General features: G+C 38.6%; 27 protein-coding genes and 1 tRNA gene. All 28 read left to right on the top strand.

Features of this window, described 5'->3' with window-relative positions; all coding sequences use genetic code 11:
* On the top strand, positions 1–1,679 hold a 1,679-nt coding region (gene dcm, locus ACTQV4_RS09700; RefSeq protein ID WP_441569726.1), incomplete at its 5' end, for a DNA (cytosine-5-)-methyltransferase.
* Positions 1,639–2,094, top strand: coding sequence for a DNA cytosine methyltransferase (locus tag ACTQV4_RS09695; protein ID WP_441569725.1), 456 nt, complete (start codon positions 1,639–1,641; stop codon positions 2,092–2,094). The genes dcm and ACTQV4_RS09695, both read left to right, overlap by 41 nt.
* 14 nt (positions 2,095–2,108) lie before the next feature.
* Positions 2,109–2,282 carry a hypothetical protein gene (locus ACTQV4_RS09690; protein ID WP_343118948.1) on the top strand — a complete coding sequence of 58 codons (174 nt, stop codon included), beginning with the start codon at positions 2,109–2,111 and terminating at the stop codon, positions 2,280–2,282.
* 153 nt (positions 2,283–2,435) lie between these two features.
* Positions 2,436–2,840: a hypothetical protein gene (locus ACTQV4_RS09685; protein ID WP_441549883.1), complete on the top strand. Its 405-nt coding sequence runs from the start codon at positions 2,436–2,438 to the stop codon at positions 2,838–2,840.
* Positions 2,841–2,973: 133 nt separating this feature from the next.
* Positions 2,974–3,255 (top strand): helix-turn-helix domain-containing protein, encoded by a 282-nt coding sequence (locus tag ACTQV4_RS09680; protein WP_441549882.1) that lies wholly within the window; start codon positions 2,974–2,976, stop codon positions 3,253–3,255.
* Between the two features lie 32 nt (positions 3,256–3,287).
* A complete protein-coding gene (locus tag ACTQV4_RS09675; RefSeq protein WP_441569724.1) occupies positions 3,288–3,746 on the top strand; it encodes an ArpU family phage packaging/lysis transcriptional regulator in 459 nt (152 codons plus the stop codon).
* Between the two features lie 228 nt (positions 3,747–3,974).
* A tRNA-Phe gene (locus ACTQV4_RS09670) sits at positions 3,975–4,046 on the top strand.
* Positions 4,047–4,284: 238 nt separating this feature from the next.
* Positions 4,285–4,803, top strand: a complete 519-nt coding sequence (locus ACTQV4_RS09665; protein ID WP_441549880.1) for a ParB/Srx family N-terminal domain-containing protein — start codon at positions 4,285–4,287, stop codon at positions 4,801–4,803.
* Positions 4,804–4,844: 41 nt separating this feature from the next.
* Complete coding sequence (locus tag ACTQV4_RS09660; RefSeq protein ID WP_441562930.1) at positions 4,845–5,459, top strand: hypothetical protein; 615 nt, start codon at positions 4,845–4,847, stop codon at positions 5,457–5,459.
* Positions 5,375–5,851 (top strand): GNAT family N-acetyltransferase, encoded by a 477-nt coding sequence (locus tag ACTQV4_RS09655; protein WP_441549886.1) that lies wholly within the window; start codon positions 5,375–5,377, stop codon positions 5,849–5,851. Before ACTQV4_RS09660 ends, ACTQV4_RS09655 begins: the two co-directional genes overlap by 85 nt.
* Before the next feature lie 57 nt (positions 5,852–5,908).
* Positions 5,909–6,232 (top strand): hypothetical protein, encoded by a 324-nt coding sequence (locus tag ACTQV4_RS09650; RefSeq protein WP_441541362.1) that lies wholly within the window; start codon positions 5,909–5,911, stop codon positions 6,230–6,232.
* Positions 6,233–6,610: an ASCH domain-containing protein gene (locus tag ACTQV4_RS09645; protein ID WP_441541360.1), complete on the top strand. Its 378-nt coding sequence runs from the start codon at positions 6,233–6,235 to the stop codon at positions 6,608–6,610.
* A gap of 48 nt (positions 6,611–6,658) precedes the next feature.
* Complete coding sequence (locus ACTQV4_RS09640) at positions 6,659–7,114, top strand: hypothetical protein (RefSeq protein WP_441541358.1); 456 nt, start codon at positions 6,659–6,661, stop codon at positions 7,112–7,114.
* Positions 7,104–8,312: a PBSX family phage terminase large subunit gene (locus ACTQV4_RS09635; RefSeq protein WP_441541356.1), complete on the top strand. Its 1,209-nt coding sequence runs from the start codon at positions 7,104–7,106 to the stop codon at positions 8,310–8,312. The genes ACTQV4_RS09640 and ACTQV4_RS09635 overlap by 11 nt, the downstream gene beginning before the upstream one ends.
* A gap of 8 nt (positions 8,313–8,320) precedes the next feature.
* The gene (locus tag ACTQV4_RS09630; RefSeq protein WP_441549876.1) at positions 8,321–9,835 is read left to right on the top strand and encodes a phage portal protein; all 1,515 of its coding nucleotides are present in this window, start codon (positions 8,321–8,323) and stop codon (positions 9,833–9,835) included.
* Positions 9,753–10,658, top strand: coding sequence for a phage minor head protein (locus tag ACTQV4_RS09625; RefSeq protein ID WP_441549875.1), 906 nt, complete (start codon positions 9,753–9,755; stop codon positions 10,656–10,658). Before ACTQV4_RS09630 ends, ACTQV4_RS09625 begins: the two co-directional genes overlap by 83 nt.
* 36 nt (positions 10,659–10,694) lie before the next feature.
* Positions 10,695–10,886, top strand: coding sequence for a hypothetical protein (locus tag ACTQV4_RS09620; protein ID WP_441549874.1), 192 nt, complete (start codon positions 10,695–10,697; stop codon positions 10,884–10,886).
* Between the two features lie 190 nt (positions 10,887–11,076).
* Positions 11,077–11,634, top strand: a complete 558-nt coding sequence (locus ACTQV4_RS09615; RefSeq protein WP_441549873.1) for a phage scaffolding protein — start codon at positions 11,077–11,079, stop codon at positions 11,632–11,634.
* A 22-nt stretch (positions 11,635–11,656) separates the two neighbouring features.
* Entirely contained in the window at positions 11,657–12,571 is a 915-nt protein-coding gene (locus ACTQV4_RS09610) for a hypothetical protein (protein WP_441562927.1), read from the top strand.
* Between the two features lie 10 nt (positions 12,572–12,581).
* Positions 12,582–12,818, top strand: coding sequence for a hypothetical protein (locus ACTQV4_RS09605; RefSeq protein ID WP_441569723.1), 237 nt, complete (start codon positions 12,582–12,584; stop codon positions 12,816–12,818).
* 32 nt (positions 12,819–12,850) lie between these two features.
* Positions 12,851–13,381: a hypothetical protein gene (locus ACTQV4_RS09600; protein ID WP_441569722.1), complete on the top strand. Its 531-nt coding sequence runs from the start codon at positions 12,851–12,853 to the stop codon at positions 13,379–13,381.
* A complete protein-coding gene (locus ACTQV4_RS09595) occupies positions 13,381–13,686 on the top strand; it encodes a phage head closure protein (protein WP_441549870.1) in 306 nt (101 codons plus the stop codon). The genes ACTQV4_RS09600 and ACTQV4_RS09595 overlap by 1 nt, the downstream gene beginning before the upstream one ends.
* Complete coding sequence (locus ACTQV4_RS09590; protein ID WP_441549869.1) at positions 13,686–14,090, top strand: HK97-gp10 family putative phage morphogenesis protein; 405 nt, start codon at positions 13,686–13,688, stop codon at positions 14,088–14,090. Before ACTQV4_RS09595 ends, ACTQV4_RS09590 begins: the two co-directional genes overlap by 1 nt.
* Positions 14,091–14,459: a hypothetical protein gene (locus tag ACTQV4_RS09585; protein ID WP_441549868.1), complete on the top strand. Its 369-nt coding sequence runs from the start codon at positions 14,091–14,093 to the stop codon at positions 14,457–14,459.
* A complete protein-coding gene (locus tag ACTQV4_RS09580) occupies positions 14,460–15,080 on the top strand; it encodes a hypothetical protein (protein WP_441549867.1) in 621 nt (206 codons plus the stop codon).
* Positions 15,081–15,092: 12 nt separating this feature from the next.
* On the top strand, positions 15,093–15,521 hold the full coding sequence (locus ACTQV4_RS09575) for a hypothetical protein (RefSeq protein WP_441549866.1): 429 nt from the start codon (positions 15,093–15,095) through the stop codon (positions 15,519–15,521).
* A gap of 95 nt (positions 15,522–15,616) precedes the next feature.
* On the top strand, positions 15,617–15,826 hold the full coding sequence (locus tag ACTQV4_RS09570) for a hypothetical protein (protein WP_441549865.1): 210 nt from the start codon (positions 15,617–15,619) through the stop codon (positions 15,824–15,826).
* A gap of 3 nt (positions 15,827–15,829) precedes the next feature.
* Positions 15,830–16,523: hypothetical protein (locus ACTQV4_RS09565; RefSeq protein WP_441569721.1), on the top strand; the 694-nt coding region annotated here is incomplete at its 3' end.

The following is a 16,523-nucleotide window of genomic DNA, read 5'->3' as shown; positions in this document are numbered from 1 at the left end:
ATATTGTTATCATTAAAGGTATGGCTATTCATAATATTAAAACCACAGAAAACCATAAGTTCTTAACAAGAGAACGATATAGAAAATGGAATAATGATAAACGATCTTACGACAGATTGTTCCACGATCCACAATGGGTTGAAGTTAAAGGTTTGACGAAGAATCACTATCTAGGTTTATCAATCAATCAAAACAGCGAGTTACCAGTATGGGATGGATATACCAACTCTTGGGGTACTGGTTATGGTGATAGAACGTATCATACGAATTTCATTAGTCCATTATTGGAAAACAATAATTTCTGGTGGTTGATGGGTAGATATGTTGCTGACGGATGGTGTCGTAAACAGGGTGGAATCATTATTGCTGTACCTGATGTTAAATTGGAAGAATTTGAAAATCGAGTGAATGGTTTAATCGATTATAATATCTCAAAAGAACGTACTGCGAACAAAGTTAATATTCCAATTAAAGAGTTATCGTTGTTTACGGAACAGTTTGGGTATTATGCTCATGGTAAAAAGATTAGTCCAGAAGTATTGAACTTACCAGTTGAGTTGTTAAAATCTTTCGTTGAAGGGTATTTCAGCGGAGATGGTTACTACTCTGAAACTGATAAACTTTACAAATGTACTACAACCTCTGAAGAGCTAGTTTATGGTATTGGGCAATGTATTGCTAAAGTTTATCGTCGACCATATTCAATTTATAAAGACAGTAGACCAGCTACAAGTATTATCGAAGGAAGAATTGTGAATCAAAGAGATACTTATTCATTAACCTTTAAAATGACAACTGGGGAGCAAGATAAAGCATTTTATGAAGATGGACATATTTGGTTTCCATTTAATGGGTTGGAGAATGACGGTCAAGAAACAGTATATGATATTGAAGTTGAAGATGATCATTCATTTACAGTGTTTAATACCATTGCTCACAACTGTCAAGATATTTCAGTAGCTGGAAAACAAGCTGGGCTAGATATGAATAGCGGAACAAGATCGGGGCTTCTTTGGGAATGTCAAAAAGTGATAGCTGCTAAGAAGCCTAAGTATTTACTTATGGAAAATGTAAAAAATTTAGTTGGCAAAAAACATAAGCCAAATTTTGATAAATGGCTTGATTGGCTAGAAGAACAAGGTTACACAAATTATTGGCAGGTGCTAAACGCAAAAGACTATGGCGTTCCACAGAACAGAGAACGAGTATTTTGCGTATCAATTTTAGGTGAACATGAACCTTATGTTTTCCCTGAAAAACAAGAGCTAACTCTCAGATTAAAAGATGTTTTAGAAGATGAAGTGGATGAGAAGTTTTATCTGGACGATAAAAAAATAGAACAATTAGTTAGTAGATTTGACTTAAAAGACGAATCGTTTCTACTAGGCGGAGAACAAAAGAATCAATCTATTAAAAAAGACGGTATATCAACTACCTTGACATCATCAATGGGAACAGGTGGAGGATATATACCAATGGTAAATCGAATAGGCGGCATCTTTGACAAAGACGGTAAAACTCATCAAGCAGGGGCAATATGGGATAAGGATGGATTGGCTCCTACTTTAGATACTATGCAAGGTGGCTGGAGACAACCAAGTGTTGTGGTCGATAATACAGAGGGAACCACGATTAAAAATGCAATTAAAAGTAAAATCAGTAGGCAACACAAACCCTAGTGGTAGGGGAATGAATGGCAATGTCTTTGACTCGGACTATTTAAGTCCAACGCTAACTACAAATAAAGGTGAGGGTATTAAAATTTTAATAAAAAACGCAACAAAAAAAGGCTATCAGATAGCCGAAGAAGGAGATGGCATTGATACTGCATATCCTTTTAGTAAAACAAGAAGAGGTAGACTACAAAAAAATATGGCACATACTTTGACAACTGATGATAGTAAAGGGGTAGTTGATAACTACCGCATTCGTAAGCTAACACCAAAAGAGTGTTGGAGGCTTATGGGATGCAGTGATGAAGATTTTGAAAAAGCAGAGCAAGTAAACAGCAACACACAATTATACAAGCAAGCTGGAAATGCGATTGTAGTTGATGTACTTGAGGCTATATTTAAACAGATGTTTTTGAAATAAGTGGGAGGAAAAAGATGACAAATAGAGAAGCGGCTAAAATTCGTTTTAAAGATAATGAGTACGATGTGCACACGGTCAAGTTGACTAAAAATGATATCAAAAATTTAAAAAATGGTACAACGCTCATGTATTTTAACAAAGAAGCAGATCAAGTTATCGCTCTGTCAATGGAGGTAACCAATGACTGAAAAATTAGGTGTGTTACTAGTTGATGTGCCAGAACCAAAATTATGGAAGTATCAATATTTAGAATATAGCTACGGAACTCACACGCAAAGAAGCTGAACAGTTTCCGCGGTTTAAATTTGTGCCACTGAAAGAATTGGAATGGAGAAGTAAAAATGGAATACACGGTAGAATTAAACGGAAAAACGTTAACTTATGGACCACTTGTAGAAAATTCACGATTTAGTGAAGAAGAATGGTCAGCTATTTATGCAGAAGTTGCTAATCAAAACTTACCAGAAGTATTTAAAAAGCGTAAAGACGACAAAGAATTTATCGATGTTTTAGGTGAATTAATTTGTCTTGAAGAGCGTTATGAAGAACTTTTAGAAAACTTGCCACAGGATGAGTATTCAAAAGTCGGTACTCATCCAATGTGGGTAGTAAATGCGGTTGAAGAAAACACATTAAATAAAGAGGATACACAATTTGATGTGAAAGAGATGATTGATAATTGTGATGATATAGATGAATTGAAAGAATCATTAGCTGAGTATTTTGAATTGGAGGAATTGGAATGACTGAAAAATTAGGTGTGTTACTGGTTGATGTGCCAGAACCAAGGTTTGCTGTGTATCGTTATATTGCTTACAAATGCACAGAGGAAGAAGCAAAAAAATATCCACAGTTTCGGTGGGTATCGTTGGAGGACCTATGACACCGCAAGAATTTAAGGAAATAAGATTAAAACTAGGTCTGAGCATCGAGTCGCTGGCCAAGAAGCTAGGTTATTCACTCAGGCATGTGAGATGTTTGGAATCAGGCGCTAAGCCAATTGTTGAAAAGTCAGAAGAAAAGATAAGAACACTCCTAGCAGAAAGCCGTGTGCCTATTAGGAAACCTGTCAAACCACCTAATCTGGGTGGTAGACCAAAGTGGCAGGTTGATTTGGATGAGCCGTATCATATGGATAAGCATGTTGTAAAATGGAAATAAAAAAGCCAAGGCAATCTCCCTGGCAGTGATATATGACACTATTATTATACCATAAGGAGAATGCAAAAGTGACTTTTTTTCCAGAAGTAAATATCCAAAAATCAAAATCAAATGCAAAGCGTAAGTTGAGAGAATATCCTCGCTGGCAAAGAGTAGCCAATGATGCAGATGGTCAAAAAGTCACTGCGACGTATACTTTCGAGCCAAGACAAGCGCACGGCAATCCAAGTAAGCCTATTGAGCGCTTGGCTATCAATCGAGTAGATGCTGAATCGGAGCTTGAAGCGATTGAATTAGCAGTAACGAAATTACTCAATCCAACGCATCGCAGGATCTTGTTTGAGAAATATCTGTACAATGGTAAACGATATGATTTTGAAATCTATACCGACTTATACCTTTCAGAAGCTAGCTTTTACATTGAACTGAACGATGCCTTGCTCTCGTTTGCTGAGCAATATAGAGGCGGATGTTTACTAGTTCAAAATTAGAGTTTTTATAAAGAAACGCTAGAGAAAACAAAAGTTTTTTTGGAGTTTGTTCGGAAATAGATGTGTTAATATAGTATCATGAATTACTGAGAAGAAGCATACCTTTCAAAAAGCACTAATTCAATTAGTGAACAACATCAACATGAGCGGAACTCGGTGATCATTCCAAGACCAGAAAAAAATAAATTATAGAAAATTTACCTTACGTTCATTACTGGTCTTGGATTTGGAAACGTAGCTCAGTTGGTAGAGCGTCTGGTTGAAGCCCAGAAGGTCGCAGGTTCGATTCCTGCTGTTCCTGTTTAATCCGTGTTCTCAATATCGGCTATAGCGATATGGGAGAGGTTAAATAAGCATACATGTCACTGTTTATTTAACTCAGTGTTCGATCCACTGGCACGGAGTTAAAAACTAGCAATAATAAAATAATTTAAAGATGACCTGTAGACCATGTTTTGCTAGTATCATGTAAGGGGCTGAATATTTCACTCAGGGAGACCGCATGGATGTGGTCTTTTTGTTTTTAAAGGAGGAAACAATGGAAATTGAGAAGGTTAACTTATCAATTATTAGGCAATACGAGAAAAACGCAAAATTACACCCTATTGAACAAATTGAACAAATAAAAAAATCAATATTAGAGTTCGGAAACAACGATCCGATTGCGATTGACGAAAATAACGTCATTATTGAGGGCCACGGAAGATACATGGCGCTCAAACAACTAGGGTATGAAGAGGTCGAGGTAATTAAGTTAACACACCTTAACGAAGAACAGAAAAAAGCATATATACTCGCCCACAATAAGTTGACCATGAACACGGACTTTGATATCGATCTTTTACATCAAGAATTAGGTGACATAATTGATATTGATATGTCAGACTTCGGTTTTAATATTTTGGAAGATGAGAAAGAAGAAATTCAAGACACCGATTTTGAAGAAATTGACGACCAATCAATAATTATAGTTGAAGCTGAATCAGAGCAAAAATTGGAAGAATTATATGACGAATTTGTTGACAGGGGGATAAAATGCCGAGTTTCAATATTATAAAGAACAATGAATTAAATCAATCTTTTAAAGTCTCAAAAGTTATGGCAGACTTTGACGTTGGAGAAGAACATGTAGGAGAACATTTTAGCGGTAATATAAATTATCCGGACTATTGGCAAATAGGGCTCATTGTTGGTGGAAGCGGTACAGGTAAAACAACAATAGCAAAAGAATTATATGGAAATGAATTAATTGATGACTTCATTTATCCAGATAAACCGGTAATAGAAAGCATACCTTGTGAAAATATAGAAGAATTGCAAAAAATGTTCTATGCAGTTGGCTTTGGAAGTGTTCCTTCTTGGTTAAAACCATATAGCGTTTTATCTAATGGCGAAAAAATGCGCGTTGACTTAGCAAGACAAATTTTAACTAAAAATTTTGTCGTTTTTGATGAGTTTACTAGTGTCGTAGATAGACAAGTAGCTCAAGTAATTTGTATAGCTTTGAAAAAAGCTTTAAAGCGCTATCCTGATAAAAAGTTTATAGCAGTTGGTTGTCATCATGATGTTATGGAATTTTTACAACCTGATTGGTGTTTTAATACTGATTCAATGCAACAGGTTTTTCAATTCCCCCACGAAGCTACAAGCAATTTGAAGTTAGAAGATGCTCAATCGCAGAGTGGGGAAAATTTAGACGTTATCATTATTTAAATGGCGACATTGCTAATGCAGCTCGTTGTTTTGGATTGTATGACAAAGATAAAATCGTTGGTTTTATTGGAGTAATGCATTTCCCACACCCAAGAAATAAAAAAATTAAACGAGTTACAAGGCTTGTCATTTTACCCGATTACCAAGGTATTGGGCTTGGTACAAAATTTTTGAAATCAATTGCGACTTTTTATGCTAAGGAAGGATTTGATTTTAGAATAGTCACAAGTGCTAAAAATCTTATTTACGCACTGAATAAAAACCCTAACTGGAAATTAAAATCCTATGAAAAAGGGAAGACTCCAACTGGTAATTCAGCTATTAAACAATTAGCTAAAAATGCTAGAATTAACGTAAAAATAGCAAGTTTTCTTTTTGTAAAAAAAGATTAGATATTCTCTTGACCCGTTTAAAACTGTTCCTTATAATAAAAGAAAAGGAGTAAGGAAATGAACGAAAAAGAAAGCTATATTAAACAATTAAGACAGTTGATTTTAGAAGATGACAATTTAGCTTACGGGGAAAGTTTAGAGGAAGCTATTTATCGAATTGATAATCTTGTTATATACGGTGGCTTTTATCAAGGCATAAGAGGATACGATCACAATGAGTTGCTATTAGATAATGTAACTTGGAAAGAAATTATTAGTTGGGGAACAATTATAGTACCCGAAACAAAAGCATATATTTCAAATACACCAATAATTGATTTAGAAGAACTAGGTTATCAAATGTTGCCATTAGATGATAATCATATTGTGGGGTTCAAATAAATGAAAAAGACTAATGCAGTAATTTCAATAAATCCCCAATTCGTTGAACAAATAATGACAGGAAAGAAACATTTCGAATATAGAAAGTCGTTTTTCAAAGAAATTCCAGAAAGATGTTATATTTATTCAACTAAGCCTGTAGGCAAAGTAGTTGGTTTTTTTACAATAAAACAAGTCTTGATAGATAATCCTGAAAAAATTTGGGAACTAACCTATAAAAAATCAGGAATATCAAGGGAGTTTTTTGATGAATATTATTTAAATAAGAATAAAGCTGTAGCAATACAAATAGATAGGTTGTTTAAATTTAAACAGCCTAAACTCTATAAAGATATTGATGCAAATGGGAAAATACCACAATCATATAAAAGAATTTAAGAAGCTATTGCTTCTTTTTTTATTTTTTAAAGTAAGGAAGTGAGGCGATTGGCTAATGAAACAAACTTAATTCCGGCAAACAGGCGAAGTAAGAGCGAACTTAGAGAGATGACCCGGAAGGGCGGGATAAACTCGGGTCGTTCTCGTCGTAAAAAAGCAGACTTAAAAAAAGCATTTAATACTATCTTGCAAGCTGATGTCTCTAGTAATAAGGTAAAGCAGCAATTAGAAACCCTCGGTTTTGAAACAACCAACGAAATGGCTCTAGCCATGGTTATGATGCAGAAAGCCATGAAAGGCAATGTAAGAGCGTTTGAGCAAATAAGCAAACTGACGGCCACAGACGCTAAAGACGCACTTGACAAGAAAGAACAACGGGAGCGTATCAAGGCAATACAGTTGGAAAACGAAAAACGAAAAACGGCTCTCGAAGGCACCGAATCGCAAGAGGGTGCTATCGGTAGGTTGTTTGATAAGTTGGAGGAAGCCCTAAGTGAATCTTAATGGATTATATCATGATAAGCAGATCAGTATTTTAAAACGGGCTATGCGCGAAGACTGGTACATGATGATTAACCATGGGGCGGTCCGCGCTGGTAAGACTCAACTTGATAATGATTTATTTCTTATGGAATTGCGTAGGGCGAAAAGGAATGCTCTAAAGGACGGCATCAAAAAACCTATGTACATCCTTGGCGCAACCAGTGCTGGTACTTTACAGACAAACATCCTAAAAGAGTTAACAGAGAAATATGGCATTGATTTCAAGTTTGATAAACACGGAAATTTTACCCTATTTGGGGTGTACGTAGTCACAACCTTCACCGGCACAGTCGCGGGGTTAAGGTCAATCCGTGGTATGACGGCTTACGGAGCTTATATCAACGAAGCGACGTTGGCAAACAAGGAAGTGTTTGATGAAATCCGGAAGCGTTGTTCTGGGTTGGGCGCTCGTATTATTTGCGACACAAACCCAGATCACCCGAATCATTGGTTAAAAAAGGATTATATAGATAAGGCAGACAACAAGAGGATCATCTCAAATCACTTTACAGTGTTTGATAATATTTTTTTGAATCAAAGGTATATTGACAATCTCATCGCAACAACTCCAAGTGGAATGTTTACAGAGCGTGGTATCTATGGCCGTTGGGTTAGCGGTGAGGGAGCCGTTTACCGTGATTTCAAAGAAGATATGCTGGTATCCGACAAAGACATTCCGACAGACGACATCACAACCTATTACGCTGGTGTCGACTGGGGATACGAACACTACGGAACTATCATTGTCTGCGGACAAACAGCAGATGGACGGGTGTACCTCTTAGAGGAGCACTCGGCACAGTACCAAGAAATTGATTATTGGGTGGAGATTGCCAAAGATATAAAAACACGATTTGGCAATATTAAATTTTATGCTGATTCTGCCAGACCAGAACATGTATCTCGTTTTAAACGTGATGGAATTAGGTGTATAAATGCTGACAAATCTGTTTTAAGCGGTATTGAACAAGTGGCTAAGCTGATGAAGCAAGGTCGCTTTTTTGTTTGTTCTGAGAGGGTTAACAAGTTCAAGGACGAGATTTATCAGTATGTGTGGAATGAGAAAAATGGAGAGCCAGTAAAACAAAATGACGATGTGTTAGATGCTTTGAGATATGCAATTTATACGAGCAATAAATCTAGTGGCTGGCTCGTTTAGGAGGAGAAATGTTACAAACAGATAATATATCGGCACTTGTTGCCGAAGTGAAAAGGCTGGTCTCGAATGACCGTGGAAGCACTTTGAAAAAAGAGATGCAGACGGGTATCAATTACTACGAAGGTAAACACGATATTGCAAACTATCGTCTTTTTTATTTTAACAATGAGGGTGAAGTTGTTGAAGAAAAACACAGAAGTAACACACGGATTGCTCATCAGTATTTTACAGAGCTAGTTGACCAAAAAGTACAGTATCTGCTGTCCAATCCGATTGAGGTTACAACTGAGCAAACTGGATTGCAGGAATATCTAGATGAGTACGTCAACGAAGATTTCCAACTCATGTTACAAGAGTTAGTCGAGGGAGCAAGTCAGAAATCCTACGAGTATGCCTTTTGGAAAATTGATACTGATAATCGTTTACGGTTTAAAACTGCTGATGCTCTTAAAATCATTCCGATCTACAATGAATTTTACAACATAGACCAAATCATTTATTACTATGATGAACAAATTGTCAAAGATAACAAACAAAAGACTGTGACTAAAATCCAGTTATGGACAAAAGAAGAAGTCTTTTATTTTGTGCAGGAAGATGGTCAAGCGGTCAAGTTGGATAATTCGGCTGAATACAATCCTAAGCCACATCTACTAGCTCAAAAGGGCGAAGATAAGTTTGGCAAGGGCTACGGTCGTGTGCCATTCATCTGTCTGCAAAACAATCGTGGCAAGACTAACGACTTGCAACCTATCAAAGACCTTATTGATGACTATGATATGATGGCTTGTGCATTGTCAAATAACTTGATTGACTTTGACCACCCAATTTATGCAGTTAGAGGATACGAGGGCGACAATCTGTCTAGCTTAGTCACAAACCTCAAGACCAAGAAGACCGTGGGAGTTGGTGAAAACGGGGGCATTGATGTCATCACAACCAATATCCCTGTTGAAGCTCGTAAGGCTAAACTTGAGATAGATAAGGAAGCTATCTACAAGTTTGGTATGGGGTTTGACAGTTCTCAGACAGGTGACGGGAATATCACAAATGTAGTTATCAAATCAAGATACAGCCTACTCGATCTAAAATGTAACAAGATCGAAGTACGCTTGCGTGCAGTCATCAAAGAGATGTTACAACTGATTGTAGAAAACATCAACGAACTGCACGGCAAAAATTATGATGCTAGTAAAGTCGAAGTCGCAATTACAAGAGACGTCATGGCTAATAAAGAAGATAATGCTACCATTGCTAAGACGGAAGCCGAAACCAATCAGATTTTGATTAACAACATCATGACTGCAGCACAGCGACTTGATGACCGCACTGTTTTAGAATTGCTAGCAGGTATTTTGGAAGTTGACCCAGACGAAGTTGAGAAAGCACTGGAAGAGCAGGGGTATCAAACTGATTTCAACCAGTCTACGGAGGTGACAGATGACGAAGCTGAACAAATTCCAACAGGAAATAGAGAACCTGTTGCAGAAAGCGGACAAAGCGACGGACAAACGACTCTATAACCTCTATATCGACACGATAAAAGACCTGAAAAAGTCTTTACTTGTTGATTATCAGCGGTTGGATAGCCTGACATCTTCTCAAAAGCTCAAATTGAACCAAATGAGCACACTTTTAGAGCAATTAGACCAATCAGCAGATAAACTAAAAAAAGGGCTTAGAAGTGAAATTACAGGGCATTTAATTGACACTGGGAAAATCGCCTATAATGAACTGTTTTACGAGTTTGAGGGCGGTCACGGTGGGATTAACTTTGCCATGCTAAAAGAGGAAGAGTTAAGGACCATTATCGAAACACCTGTGGCAAACTTTAAGTTATCTGAACGCTTGAATGATGGGGTTGTGGAACGGTTACGAAACAACATCAAGGACGACCTCAATCGTATATTTTTGCACGGCGCGAGTTATGCTCAGGCATCTGCTAGATTGGCAGAACAGGGGTATAGCTCTTATCGTCGGGCTATGATGATTACTAGGACAGAAGCTGGACGGGTGCAAGCTGTAGCTAGGGAAAAAGCTCAATTGGAAGCTAGAAACCTAGGTGTTGAGTTTGACAAGGTTTGGGTAGCGACTTTGGACGGTCGCACAAGGCACAATCACGCAGAACTGGACGGTGCAAAGGCTGATAAGGACGGTTATTTTGAGATTAACGGTCTACGGACGAAGCAACCGCATATGTTTGGTTTTGCAAGCGAGGATGTCAACTGTAGATGCCGGACAATCTCACGGCTTAAAGACGATGACACATTGACATCAAGGCGAGATAATGAGACCGGTAAGATTATCAAGTACAGGAATTATCGAGAGTGGGCGAGGGCTAAATAATAAGTTTACAGATTTGACAAAATAGAGGAGAAAAAAATGGAAAAACAAGTTATTATCTTTTTAAAGAATGGCGAAACATTATTATTTCAAGACGTAAGCAATATGGATGTGACTGATAAGCACATTGCTTTTGATTACTTTGGCAAAAGTACAAACCAAGAAAAAAGTGGGGTGTTCTTTTTTGACACTATTGCAGGTTGGTCTGCATCAGCGCAACTTTTCAAATAGGAGGTGGTCACTCATCTTGACAGCGGGAAAGACTGCGTTAATCACATAACTTAACCGTGTCGAATTCGATGCGGTTTTTATATTGTCCTGTCACATGACATAAAACTAGGCAAGCCATGTCTGTGTGGCATATCGCAGACACTCCCTGCTGGGAGAGCCAGCATAAAAAATCTATGGAGGTAAACCAACAATGGATTGGTTAAAAGAACTTATTGAGAAACATACTGCAGACGGAAAAACGGAAATTGATGCGGTCATGAACGCATTTAAAGAAGAGTTTCCGAAACACGCTGTCCCTAAAGATGTCTACAACGAGCAAGCCGAAAAGCTAAAAGCAGCTAACAGCACGCTTGACACGTTGAAAAAATCAAATAAGGACAACGAAGAGTTGCAGAATGAACTCAAGGCATACAAGGATAAAGTGTCACAGTTGGAAGCTGATATGAAAGAAACAGCTAAGAAGCAGACTATCAAGGATGCTCTTTCTAGTGCTAAAGCGACTGATTTAGACTATCTCATGTACAAACTTGGCGATGTGGAATTAGCAGAAGATGGCAGTATTAAGGACCTTGACAGTAAAATCAAGGACTTACAGACTAATCACCCTACATTCTTCAAAACCACGGAGCCTGAACAAGCTGATAACGGCTTTAAAACTTTAGGTGGGGTGGATATTCCACCAGGTGGGAAAATTGACCCATCAAAATCACTGACTGCTGACTTTGAGTCTGCGGTCTTCGGAAAATAACTTTTTAAGGAGAAAAAAATAAATGCCAAATACACTCGAATATTCAAAAATTTTCCAACCAGTCCTTGACAAGCAAATCGTGCAAGAATCAACGACAGGTTGGATGGAAGTAAACAGTAAGTTAGTACAATACAATGGTGGCAACGAAGTCAAATTGCCGTCTATCGTTATGGACGGCCTTGCAGATTATGATCGTTCATCTGGTTACGTTGATGGTGCTGTGACACTTACGTGGGATACTTACAAGCTCACACAAGACCGTGGTCGTAAATTCCAATTGGACGCTATGGATGTGGATGAAACAAACTTTGTAGCAACTGCTGGAACAGTCATGGGCGAATTCCAACGCACTTTGGTTGTACCTGAAATCGACGCTTATCGCTATTCTGCTATTGCCGCTAAAGCTATTGCAGTTGGTCAAACTCGTACTGCTGCAATCACAGACTCAAACATCTTGAAAGAACTTTTGAAAGACATTGCAACAGTAAAAGAGATTGTCGGAAATACTGCAAAACTTAAAATTACCATGTCCGAAACCATGTTGACTAATCTTGGACTTGATGACAAAGCATCTAAACGTATTTCAACGGTCACAGTGCCGGCTGGCGAAGTGGCAACTGTTGTTACAAAAATTGACGGTCATGAAATTGTGCCAACACAACAATCATTGCTTCAAACTGCGTTTAAATTTAATGACGGCAAGACTGGCGGTCAAGAAAAAGGTGGATTCGTGGCTGATCCGTTAGCAAAAGCTATTAACTGGCTTATCGTTGCCGAAAATGCACCTATTGCAGTATCTAAAACAGACGTAGTACGTGTATTTGATCCAATGACTAACCAACGTGCAAACGCTTGGGATATGGACTACCGCAAGTATCATGATATCTGGATTCCGAAATCAAAAGAAAAATCAATCTTTGCCAATACAGTAGCTTAGGAGGTAGCTCATGCGTAAATTTAAACGCTTGAACGTCATCAAAGAGACAGATAGCGACTTGGTTGCTGACCGGCTCATCGAAGCAGGATTTGAAGAAGTAGCAGGGGATATTGAGTCCGAAACCGTGGAAGAATTGTCCCGTGATGAAATCAAAGCCCAATTGGACGAAGCAGGCATCGAGCATGCCAATAATGCAAAGACGGAAACATTGCTTGAAATTTTGGAAGCATCGAAACTAGGGGAGTAGTCTGCTACTCTCCTTTTTAAATGGAGGTATGTATGATTATTAGTCTAGAAGAAGCATTAAAACTTGATGCAGATGCGACACAGGAAACGTGTGATGGGCTAGAAACAATGGTCCGAAAGTTGACAAACAACAATTTTCAGTTGATTAAATTCCGCATTCGTGGTTTGCGATTATCTGGAAGTACAATCAAAGCTAATAGCGGACGTTTGGATATATTTAAAGCTGGCGACACAATAGAAATCAATGGAACAGACTACAACAATGGTCTATACGTTGTTGAGAGTGTCTCTGATGATGCAATTACTATCCGTGGGGATTTTATCACAGAAACCAATTCAGGGGCTATAGCAACTAAAGTGAGCTATCCTGCTGACGTGCTGACAGGTGTCAAGAAGTTGATTGCTTATGACGCCAAAATGCGAGATAAGGCCGGTATCAAATCCGAAACCGTGGCACGTTGGTCAGTGACTTACTACGATGTGACGTCTGCTGAAAGTTCGGAAGGTTATCCAGTCAGCTTGCTTGGTTTCTTGGACAAGTATCGAAAGTTGAGGTGGTCGTGATGTTAACGTTTTATCTTTTGAAAAATATAGCAAATGGCGAAAATGAACTTGGACAAGAAATCTTTGAGCATAAGAAAGTAGCTGAATTTATTGGCTATATGGATATGCTTGATGGAAATGAATCCAATGACAAGTTAGCCTATCTTGCAGACAGTACCCATGTCATCTTGACTAAGAATATGACAGTCAATGCTGAAATTGAAGACAAAATCGAAGTCAATGGAAAAACCTATGAAGTGACCTATGTTGATGATCCGGTGAATATTGGCCATCATCTGGAAATCTATATTAAAGGTGTCCACTGATGAAATTTGTAGATAATTCAGAGGCAGCCAAAAGAGAACTTGAACGTGCTGCGATTAGAGGTCTTATCAAAGCTTCGTTGTTGGTTGAGGGTCACGCTGTGCTTTTAGCACCTGTCGATAAAGGAGGCTTACGAGACAGCATTGGGTACCAGGTCAACGAGAGCGAACTGGTTGCCTATATTGGTACTAATTGCGAGTATGCAATCTATGTCGAATATGGCACTGGTGAATTTGCTGAAAAAGGAAACGGTCGTAAGGGTGGTTGGGTATATAAAACACCAAACGGTGAGGTACATTTTACTTACGGAATGTCACCACAACCATACCTACGACCAGCATTCAGGAAAAACCAAAAAGCTATAAGAGACATTTTGGCGGACTGTTTAAGAGAGTTGGGAGGGTAGATGAAAGAAGTTATCAAAACAATCTTAAAAGAGCTGAAAACTGTCCACAGTGAGAGCTACTACATCAAGAACTCTGCTAAGACTGTCAAGTATCCATATGTGGTCTTTTCGACTAGCTTGACCAGTATTGACCGTCATGCAGATGGTTGTTACCTGGATGTGGATATTTTTTGTAACAAAGGCCTAGACCAGGTCGAAATCGAAACATTATCTGAGAGCATTAAGATGCACTTGAGGCATTTTGACACAATGCTAGAGGATTGCTACATGCGAACGCAATTCCAGTCAATGCAGGCCGTGCCAACAAACCTGGACGATTTGCAACGACGGAATTTGCGTTTTTATATTAAATTAGATTGGAGAAATTAAATGGGAGTTAAAACACCAGTAAAACGTACAGGCTATACAGCTAATACGCCAAAGCATTATCTTATTAATGCGGGTGCAGTTTATAAAAACCTAACCTGGAACAAGGCAGGTGGCACTGACGGGAATGGAGTTTGGGAAGGTGAGTTGTTAGGAGCTACGTCAGGCGGTAACAAGGTCACAATCGAAACAAACTACCGTACTGTTGAAGTTGACGGAGTATATGTGCCAGCTGTCGGTCAAAAACTGCTAGAGAGCCAGACGGCTAAAATCGAAGTCAACGTTAAAGAAATCACAGCGGAAAATATCCGTTTATCTATTAACGGTAAGGTTACTGAAGCAGATGGAACTACTGCACCAACAGGGTACAAGATCGTTTCAGGAAAATCAAAACTTGAAAATGGCGATTATATCGAAAATCTCGGTATCGTAGGTACTATGTCAGGGACTAATGACCCTATTATTGTTATCATTGATAACGCTCTTTGCACGTCAGGACTTGACTTTGATACAAAAGACAACGAAGAAGCTGTTATCTCAATGACATTTGAGGCACATGCTGCTGAAGGCCAAGTTGACGATTTGAGTTTACCGTGCCGAATCTACTTCCCGAAAATCGTTTAAAAGGAGACATAAATGGCTGAAACACTAAAAATGCGTGAGTTGAATGGGGGCGACATCTTTACGATGTTGTCTATCATTGGCAAATTAGATATCAAAGAAGAGGTCGTGGCGCTCATTGAGCGCCAGTATGGCACAAATCAAAAGGTGGTAGAACTATCCGACCACAAGAACAAGAAACCAACAAAAAAAGAGCAGGAACAAGCGAGCTTGGCTATCCAGAAGCGTGGGATGGTCGTTGTGACAGACCTTGGATTTGCTGTCTTGAAGCACGTAGGAGATGCCAAGGAAGATATCAATCGTTTCTTGGCTGAATTGACAGGGACAAGTCAAAAGCAAATCGAAACGCTCAACATGTTCGACTATACCAAGTTATTGATGGAATTTGGAAAGAAGGCAGAGCTGAAGGATTTTTTCCAATCTATTGCTTCGCTATTGGCTTAGATACAAATAAGCTCATAGATATACTTTTTAAACGATATGGAAATCCAAAGACTTTGCTAGAGACACAAACTCTAAGCGAGTCTTTGGACTTTTTTATGTACTTGCTTGATGAACAGGATAAAGAAGAATTGACAGACATATGGAAGTCAAAAGACTTTGACATGACTTTATCCGACTTTATTAAGAAGCATTCTAAGAAAAGTTATATCGATAAACAAAGCAAGAAGCAACAATCTGTAGATCAAGATAAAGAAGCTATCGCTTTGGCAGAATCGATTTTGAAAATACAAAAGAAAGGAGAGTAACATATGAACGTTTTTGAAATGTTTGGCAAGATTGGCATCAATAACAAAGAAGCCAATAGGGCCATTGATGAAACAACAGGAAAAGCTGAAGGTGCTCATGGGAAGCTCTCTGATATCTTTGGGAAAATAGGTCAAGTGGCTGTAAAAGCTGGTAAAGTCATGGCCACTGGGCTTGCCATCGGTGTTACTGCACTGTCTACCTTGACTGGTGTAGCTGTTAAGCATTACGCTGAGTACGAACAGTTGGTCGGTGGTGTCGAGACACTATTTGGAGCAGGGGGGAAGTCTCTAGAAGAATATGCGGCATCTATCGGACAGAGCGTTGAAGAAGCTAGAGGAAAATTTGACCAGTTGAATAGCGCTCAGTCCGAGGTCATGAATAATGCTAAAAATGCATATAAGACTGCTGGATTATCTGCTAACCAGTACATGGAAACAGCAACATCATTTTCTGCATCACTGATTCAATCGGTCGGTGGAGATACCCAAAAGGCTGCCAAATTAGCCGACCAGACAATCGTTGATATGTCTGATAATGCAAACAAAATGGGCACTTCAATGGAAGCTATCCAAAATGCATATAACGGCTTTTCTAAACAAAACTACACCATGCTGGACAACCTCAAGCTTGGCTACGGTAAACAATATTGCCGTATTAAAAGTAGGTTAACCATTTTATTAATGGGTGTGCATACAC

The organism is Collinsella sp. LCP19S3_B11 (assembly GCF_052121915.1).
Taxonomy (GTDB): Bacteria; Actinomycetota; Coriobacteriia; order Coriobacteriales; family Coriobacteriaceae; genus Collinsella.
Note: the sequence above shows the minus strand (reverse complement) of the source record. Positions and strands in the feature narration are given on the sequence as shown.

Excerpts from the sequence above, each read along its gene's own strand:
- ACTQV4_RS09620 (WP_441549874.1), top strand. The coding sequence starts at position 10,695 with ATGGAAAAACAAGTTATTATCTTTTTAAAGAATGGCGAAACATTATTA.
- ACTQV4_RS09645 (WP_441541360.1), top strand. The coding sequence starts at position 6,233 with ATGAAAAAGACTAATGCAGTAATTTCAATAAATCCCCAATTCGTTGAA.
- ACTQV4_RS09600 (WP_441569722.1), top strand. The coding sequence starts at position 12,851 with ATGATTATTAGTCTAGAAGAAGCATTAAAACTTGATGCAGATGCGACA.
- ACTQV4_RS09660 (WP_441562930.1), top strand. The coding sequence starts at position 4,845 with ATGGCAGACTTTGACGTTGGAGAAGAACATGTAGGAGAACATTTTAGC.
- ACTQV4_RS09570 (WP_441549865.1), top strand. The coding sequence starts at position 15,617 with ATGTACTTGCTTGATGAACAGGATAAAGAAGAATTGACAGACATATGG.
- ACTQV4_RS09610 (WP_441562927.1), top strand. The coding sequence starts at position 11,657 with ATGCCAAATACACTCGAATATTCAAAAATTTTCCAACCAGTCCTTGAC.
- ACTQV4_RS09625 (WP_441549875.1), top strand. The coding sequence starts at position 9,753 with ATGACGAAGCTGAACAAATTCCAACAGGAAATAGAGAACCTGTTGCAG.
- ACTQV4_RS09590 (WP_441549869.1), top strand. The coding sequence starts at position 13,686 with ATGAAATTTGTAGATAATTCAGAGGCAGCCAAAAGAGAACTTGAACGT.
- ACTQV4_RS09650 (WP_441541362.1), top strand. The coding sequence starts at position 5,909 with ATGAACGAAAAAGAAAGCTATATTAAACAATTAAGACAGTTGATTTTA.
- ACTQV4_RS09680 (WP_441549882.1), top strand. The coding sequence starts at position 2,974 with ATGACACCGCAAGAATTTAAGGAAATAAGATTAAAACTAGGTCTGAGC.
- ACTQV4_RS09595 (WP_441549870.1), top strand. The coding sequence starts at position 13,381 with ATGTTAACGTTTTATCTTTTGAAAAATATAGCAAATGGCGAAAATGAA.
- ACTQV4_RS09675 (WP_441569724.1), top strand. The coding sequence starts at position 3,288 with ATGACACTATTATTATACCATAAGGAGAATGCAAAAGTGACTTTTTTT.
- ACTQV4_RS09690 (WP_343118948.1), top strand. The coding sequence starts at position 2,109 with ATGACAAATAGAGAAGCGGCTAAAATTCGTTTTAAAGATAATGAGTAC.
- ACTQV4_RS09605 (WP_441569723.1), top strand. The coding sequence starts at position 12,582 with ATGCGTAAATTTAAACGCTTGAACGTCATCAAAGAGACAGATAGCGAC.
- ACTQV4_RS09615 (WP_441549873.1), top strand. The coding sequence starts at position 11,077 with ATGGATTGGTTAAAAGAACTTATTGAGAAACATACTGCAGACGGAAAA.
- ACTQV4_RS09665 (WP_441549880.1), top strand. The coding sequence starts at position 4,285 with ATGGAAATTGAGAAGGTTAACTTATCAATTATTAGGCAATACGAGAAA.
- ACTQV4_RS09575 (WP_441549866.1), top strand. The coding sequence starts at position 15,093 with ATGGCTGAAACACTAAAAATGCGTGAGTTGAATGGGGGCGACATCTTT.
- ACTQV4_RS09695 (WP_441569725.1), top strand. The coding sequence starts at position 1,639 with ATGCAATTAAAAGTAAAATCAGTAGGCAACACAAACCCTAGTGGTAGG.
- ACTQV4_RS09580 (WP_441549867.1), top strand. The coding sequence starts at position 14,460 with ATGGGAGTTAAAACACCAGTAAAACGTACAGGCTATACAGCTAATACG.
- ACTQV4_RS09630 (WP_441549876.1), top strand. The coding sequence starts at position 8,321 with ATGTTACAAACAGATAATATATCGGCACTTGTTGCCGAAGTGAAAAGG.
- ACTQV4_RS09685 (WP_441549883.1), top strand. The coding sequence starts at position 2,436 with ATGGAATACACGGTAGAATTAAACGGAAAAACGTTAACTTATGGACCA.
- ACTQV4_RS09585 (WP_441549868.1), top strand. The coding sequence starts at position 14,091 with ATGAAAGAAGTTATCAAAACAATCTTAAAAGAGCTGAAAACTGTCCAC.